Origin of the sequence: Saccharopolyspora sp., assembly GCF_017434145.1 — a bacterium.
Lineage (GTDB): Bacteria > Actinomycetota > Actinomycetes > Mycobacteriales > Pseudonocardiaceae > Saccharopolyspora_C > Saccharopolyspora_C galaxeae.
Genome location: NZ_JAFRFW010000400.1, coordinates 1 through 6,256, shown reverse-complemented (window position 1 = coordinate 6,256; position 6,256 = coordinate 1). Strand labels below are relative to the sequence as shown.

At 69.6% G+C, this 6,256-nt stretch carries 6 protein-coding genes; 3 read left to right on the top strand and 3 right to left on the bottom strand.

Translation table 11 applies throughout. The annotated features are described in order from the left end of the window. Window positions 1-5 precede the first annotated feature (5 nt). Window positions 6-1,073, top strand: coding sequence for a cytochrome P450 (locus tag IJH84_RS10925; RefSeq protein ID WP_295143537.1), 1,068 nt, complete (start codon window positions 6-8; stop codon window positions 1,071-1,073). A gap of 222 nt (window positions 1,074-1,295) precedes the next feature. On the opposite strand, the gene IJH84_RS10920 is transcribed toward IJH84_RS10925, so the two are convergent. Then, window positions 1,296-2,042: an SDR family oxidoreductase gene (locus tag IJH84_RS10920; RefSeq protein ID WP_295143531.1), complete on the bottom strand. Its 747-nt coding sequence runs from the start codon at window positions 2,040-2,042 to the stop codon at window positions 1,296-1,298. A 166-nt stretch (window positions 2,043-2,208) separates the two neighbouring features. Here IJH84_RS10920 and IJH84_RS10915 point away from each other — a divergent pair, with 166 nt between their 5' ends. After that, window positions 2,209-2,694: a histidine phosphatase family protein gene (locus IJH84_RS10915; protein WP_295143528.1), complete on the top strand. Its 486-nt coding sequence runs from the start codon at window positions 2,209-2,211 to the stop codon at window positions 2,692-2,694. Window positions 2,695-2,974: 280 nt separating this feature from the next. Here IJH84_RS10915 and IJH84_RS10910 read toward each other — a convergent pair whose 3' ends face one another. Next, window positions 2,975-3,547, bottom strand: coding sequence for a hypothetical protein (locus IJH84_RS10910; RefSeq protein WP_295143525.1), 573 nt, complete (start codon window positions 3,545-3,547; stop codon window positions 2,975-2,977). Window positions 3,548-3,747: 200 nt separating this feature from the next. Here IJH84_RS10910 and IJH84_RS10905 point away from each other — a divergent pair, with 200 nt between their 5' ends. Further along, window positions 3,748-4,653: a LysR family transcriptional regulator gene (locus IJH84_RS10905; RefSeq protein ID WP_200072986.1), complete on the top strand. Its 906-nt coding sequence runs from the start codon at window positions 3,748-3,750 to the stop codon at window positions 4,651-4,653. 308 nt (window positions 4,654-4,961) lie between these two features. Here IJH84_RS10905 and IJH84_RS10900 read toward each other — a convergent pair whose 3' ends face one another. After that, window positions 4,962-6,215 (bottom strand): MFS transporter, encoded by a 1,254-nt coding sequence (locus IJH84_RS10900; protein ID WP_295143534.1) that lies wholly within the window; start codon window positions 6,213-6,215, stop codon window positions 4,962-4,964. Window positions 6,216-6,256: the final 41 nt, after the last annotated feature.

Sequence of the window (6,256 nt, the reverse complement as noted above, 5' to 3'; positions counted from 1 at the left end):
GCAGGCTGCGCGGGCTGCTGGCGGACGAGCGGGTGTCGAAGGATCCGCGGCAGCACTGGCCCGCGTGGATCCGCGGCGAGATCCCCGGTGACTGGCCGCTGATCTCGTGGGTCGGCGTGGACAACATGTTCACCGCCTACGGCCCGGATCACGCGCGGCTGCGCGGGCTGGTCTCGCGCGCGTTCACGCCGCGCCGGGTCGAGGCGCTGCGCCCGCGCATCACCGAGATCACCGGCGAGCTGCTGGACGCGCTGGCCGGGGAGTCCGAAGTGGACTTGCGCGCGGCGTTCACCTATCCGCTGCCGATCGCGGTGATCACCGAGCTGTTCGGCGTTCCCGAGCAGATGCGCGCGGGCCTGCGGCACATCGTGGACGAGGTGTTCCGCACCTCCGCCACTCCGGAGGAGACCGCGGCCACCGCGCAGGAGATGGCGCAGTTCCTCGCCGACCTGATCGAGCACAAGCGCCACCACCCGGCCGACGACCTCACCAGCGGGCTGCTGGCGGCGCGCGACGAGCAGGAGAACCGGCTCAGCGAACGGGAATTGGCCGACACGCTGATCCTGATGATCGGCGCCGGGCACGAGACGACGGTGAACCTGCTGGGCCAGGCGGTGGTCGCGCTGACCACCCACCCCGAGCAGCTCGCGATGCTCCGCAACGGCGAAGTGTCCTGGGACGACGTCGTCGAGGAAACGCTGCGCTGGGAGCCCGCGCTGGCGAACGTGCCGCTGCGCTTCGCCACCACCGACATCCCGCTGCCGGACGGCACGGTGATCGCCGAGGGCGACGCGATCCTGGCCTCCTACGCCGCAGGCAACCGCGACCCCGGGCGCTACGCCGAACCCGACGAGTTCGACGCGCGCCGCGGCGCACGGGACCACTTGGCGTTCGGGCACGGCCCGCACTTCTGCCTCGGCGCGGCGCTGGCGCGGCTGGAGGCGCACATCGCGCTGCCCGCGTTGTTCGAGCGGTTCCCGAAGCTGGAACTGGCGGTGTCCGCGGGCGAGCTGCCGCCGACCGAGTCGTTCATCTCCAACGGCTACCAGCAGCTGCCGGTGCGGCTCGGCTGAGCCAACCGCGCCCACAGCGGCTTCTGGGCCTTGTCCTGTCAGCGGCGGAGTCGCTGATCAGCGACCATGCGAGCAACCGGCACCGCCGCGGGTTCTCAGCGGCGTCCTCACGAGGACAGCGGTTTCGCCGCGTAGCGAGCTACGTAAGAAATCGATCGAGGGCGCCGCTGAGGTTCCGCTACCGGCCGCGCAAAATGATCTGCAGCAGTACCTTGCCGCGGCTTACCTGACCTGTTCCGTCGGGCGCACCAGGATTTCGTTGATCGCGGTGCGCCGCGGGCGGGTGGCCATGTAGGCGATCGCGTCGGCGATGTCTTCGGACTGGATCACGCCGAGTTCGGAGGCGGTCCTGGCGTTCGGCGCGGTGTCGTCCTCGCTGGTGGTCAGCTCGGTTTCGACGAGGCCCGGTTCGACCAGGCCGACTCGGACGTGGTGCTCGGCGAGTTCCTGGCGCAGGCCCTCGGAGAAGGCGCCGACCGCGTGCTTGCTGGCGGCGTAGACGTTGCTGTCCGGTGCGGGCATCTTGCGCCCGGCCACGGAGCTGACGGTGATGACGTCGGCGATGCCGCGGGATCCTCGCGCGGCCGCGGTCAGGTGCGGCAGTGCGGCGTGGGTCGCGGAGAGCACTCCGTTGACGTTGATGTCGACCATCTTGCGCCATTCGCTCAGGTCGGCTTCCCGCGCCGGCGCCCACTTGCCGTAGCCGGCGTTGTTGATCAGCACGCCGATGCCGCCGAGTTCGTCGGCCGCGCGGTCGATCGCGGAGCGCACCGCTTCGGCATCGGTGACGTCCACCTCGTAGGCGTGCGCGTCGCCGATCTCCTTGGCGCGCGCTTCCAGCCGGTCGCGGCGGCGCGCGAACAACGCGACCGTGGCGCCTTCGGCGGCCAGCGCGCGGGCGGTCGCCTCCCCGATCCCGCTCGACGCGCCGGTGACGACTGCAGTGGTCCCGTCCAGCTTTCCGGTCATCAGCTGCTCCGTTTCCTCGCGCGGGTCCCCTTTGGACGCTTCGGCAGGGTTGGCCTCTTCGGTGGGTTTTCCGGTCGCACCGGCGGGGAAACGCCGGTGCGCAGTGAACCCGTCCGGTCCACTACTACCCTTCCGCCCAGGCTTGCGACTGCGGAAGGCGAGGGCGATGTATCGCACGTTGTTGGTGTGCCGACATGCGAAGGCCGCGGCTGGGGATGACGACTTCGACCGTCCTCTGGAGCCGCGCGGCGAACGCGACGCGGCGGCGGCCGGGCGCTGGCTGTCCGGGCAGGGCTTCGGCATCGACCGCGCGCTGTGCTCACCCGCGTTGCGTGCCCGGCGAACGTGGGAGCTGGCCGGGGCGGAACTGGTCGACGCGGAAGCGGGCGCGGTCGAAACCGTGCACGACGACCGGATTTACGAGGCGACCGCCGGTGAGCTGATCGCGGTGCTCAACGAACTCCCCGGCTCCGTCGGCACCGCAGCCCTCATCGGCCACAACCCGGGCTTGGAAGACGTCGTCTCGGTGCTCACCGGCCGACCGTGCCGGTTGAAGACGGCCGCGGTTGCCGTGCTCACCGGCCCCGGCGACTGGACCGCGGCCGAACCAGGCTGGGCGCAGCTGCGCGAAATCACCGAACCGCGCGGCTGACGCGCTATCTCGCCCGCGAGTTCCCGGCGCCGACGCGGCGAGTTCCTATGTGGACGGTGTCAGCGCACCATCGAAAAGCCCGCTGAACTGAGCGCAGTTCAGCGGGCCATCGCCGATCTTGCGGTTGATGTTCCGCGGTGGAACCGCCGGCGTTTCCGCCGGGTCCGCGGGTGATCGCCCGGGTACGAGTCCGTTCGATACAGCGCGGACGACTGCGGCGCACGACCGAGCGACCAACGCTGGACGCGACAGCCCCCCAGCCTGCCGGTCCCCCGAACCGCTATGCCTCGCAGAGCCAAACGTGATCGGCCGTGTCCGAGCCCCCGCCCAGGTGCGGAGTCGAGTACGGCGCCGGGCCGTAGTAAACGTGGTCCCAGCCACCGCCGTTCCTGCTGCCGGCCCACGCATACGTGCCCGCGGTCTGGTTGTTGTGCAAGCTGGTCGCTTTGTCCAGGAAGTCGTAGTCGGAGTTGTTCAGGTCGTAGTCGCCGCACTTCCAGAACGAGATGGTCCCACCGTGCCCGGACGGCGGCTCGTAGTCGGCATCCGCGTACATGCAGAAGCTGCCGCCTCCGCAGTTCGGCGCGCCGGCTGCCTTCGGCGCTCCGGGAACGTCGAACGTCCGGGTCACCCCCTCCGGGAAGCTGATCTGGTTGAAACCGGTCTGCGTCGCACGCGGAATTCCTGCCAACCTGCGATCGATGTCGGCCTGCAACGCGGCGGCTTGCCGTTCGCTGACACCCGCCGCCCTGGCTTGCTCGGCGAACGGCCGCACCTCTGAGGCGTTGGCGCTGCCCACCATCCCGACCGCCAGTGCTGCGACGGCCGCGGTTCCCCCGACTGCTCTGATCAACGGCGCGCCGCTGGATCGCTTTCGCACGCTTTACCTCCGCTTCTTCCGGGACAGCGGGCCCGGCGAACACCGCAGATGCCCGCGCATCTCGGTTTCATATCTTTCGTCGCTTTCGCCTGAAACGTTAGAGCGGTCCGGGCAGCGTGGGAAACAGTTGGTGTCGATCAGCGGCATGGCCGCCATCGATGGAGGTCTTCCGAGTGGTGCTGCACAACGTCGACTTGAACCTGCTTCTTGCATTGGACGCACTTCTCACCGAACGGCACGTGACGCGCGCGGCGGAACGCAACATGGTCGGTCAAGCCGCGATGAGCGCATCGCTCGCCCGGCTGCGCAAGCATTTCGGCGACGTCCTTCTGGTGAAGGAGCGAAACCGTCTGGTGCTGACGCCCTTGGCCGAGTCACTGGTCGCCCCGGCACGCGAGGCGATCGCGGCAGCCGAGGCGACCATGGCCGTCAGCGAACCGTTCGACCCCACCACCGACCACCGCACCTTCCGCGTCATCGCCAGCGACTACGCCATATTCGTGCTGCTCAAGTCATTATTGGCCGAATTCGCCGCGCACACGCCGCGGATTCACCTCAATCTGCTGCCGATACCGGACGACTACCTCGATCAACTAAGACGCGGCCAAGTGGACCTCCTGATCGCCCCGACCGCGTTCACCGGCCCGAACTTCCCCTTTCCGCACGAGGTTCTGTTCGAAGACGGTTTCGTGCTCGCGGCCGACCGCGACAACCCCGACATCGGCCGGTCGGTTTCACCGGAGGAATTCGCGCGCCTGCCCTCCGTCGCTTTCGGCGGTGGTCCGCTGCGCTCCTTGATCGAAGTCCAATTGGACGAACTGGGCGTGCAGCGCAACGTCGAGATCTTCACGCAGAGCTGGGTGATCAACCCGTTCCTGCTCAAAGGCACCCGACTGGTCAGCATCGTGCACGAGCGGCTGGCACGGCCGATCGCCAACCGGATGGGCCTGCGGTTGTTGCCCCCGCCCGCGCCGCTCCGGCCGATCATCGAGGCCATGTACTGGCATTCCCGGAACACGAACGACTCCGCCCACCGCTGGCTGCGAACGCAGATCGCGGATGCCGCGTCCCGCATGTGAGAACCGGTTCAGCAGCTGAAGAACCGGTAGGCGACGAGTGCAGGCAGCGAGGCAGAGCACCAGGACCACGCCCGCGGACGCGGCGCAGGCGATCGGACGGCTGCGCCGGTCGCTTCGTTGCCGGTCGGTCATGTCGTGGCTCGTTCGCACCTTCTCGCGATCGAGTCCGGTCCGGACCGTCAGGAGGGCGGTTCCCGCATGGTTTTCTTCGCCGATTCCAGGTTGTCCTGGTAGTCGGTGGCGTACTCCTGGGCGTCCGCGCCGCGCCGATCTTGCGCCGTCAGGAACCCAAAGTAGTACTTGCGATTTCAGGCAGGCACGTGCTCCGGCAGGTCCCAGCGGCGGCGCCGGATCAGCACCGGTGTCACGACACCCCGGTCCTGCGCGGCCAGCACCGCCGCGCGCGTGCGACGCCACCACACGGTCACCCGGAAAACGGCCAGCAGCAGCAACATGACCAGCGCCAGCAGCGCGATCCGGTACTCGCCGACGGCGTCGAGCAGCACACCGACCAGCAGCACCCCGAGCGCGGTGGCCGAATGGCCGCCGACGTTGGCGATGCCGGTCGCGGTGCCGACCTGGTCGATCGGGTTGTAGTCGCGCACCAGCGCGAACGCGACGTTGGAGACCGGGCCGCCGAAGGCGAACATCAGGAAGCTCAGCGACACCACCAGCAGCGGCGGCCGCGCCGAGCTCAGCAGCACCAGCCAGGTCAGCCCGTTGCACAGCAGGTAGCCGAACACGATCGGCACCCGCGCGCCGGGGAACCGGCCGATCAGCGCGCCGACCGGCGGGCCGCCCGCGATCTGCCCGGCGATCAGGATGCTCAGCACCAGGCTGGCTTGCGCGGGCGGCACGCCGACGCCTTCGACCAGATACGGGTAGCCCCACAGCAGGCTCATCACGTTCGGCACGAACATCGTGCCGAAGTGCGTCCAGAACGCCAGCCTCGTGCCGGGAATCGCCCAGGACGAACGGACCTTGCGCAGGATCGTGCGGGCGTCGCCGGCACCGGCGGCCGAGCCCGGCGAGTCGCGCAGCACTCCGGCGGTGATCGTCGCGTAGGCCGCGGTGATCGCGCCGACCAGCAGGAACGTCCCGGTCCAGCCGAGCGCGGCGAGGACTCCGGCGAGCGGGAAGGTGGCGGCCACCCCGCCGAGCGCGCCCATCGCCGCGGAGATCGTCGCGACCAGGGCGTACTGCCGCGCGGAGAACCTGGTCGCCACCAGCCGCAGGATGCTCACCCAGGTCAGCGCGGCACCGATGCCGAGCACGGCACGCGCGAGCAGACCCAGCGGGTAGGAGGTGGCGAAGGCGAACAGCAGCTGCCCGCAGCCGAGCAGCAGCACGGCTGCGGTGAGCACGCGCCGCGAACCGAACCGGTCCACCAAGAGGCCCGTGGGGATCTGCATCGCCGCGTAGATGCCGACCTGCAGCACGGTGAACGAGCTCAACGCGGCCGGGCCGACCTGGAACCGGTCGATCGCCAGCGGTCCCGCGACGCCGAGCGTGCCGCGGTGGAACACGGCGGCGAGGTAGGTCAGCACCGCCGCGCCCCACATCAGCCACGCGCGCCGCTGCGCCGCGTGGTCGACGATCGAGG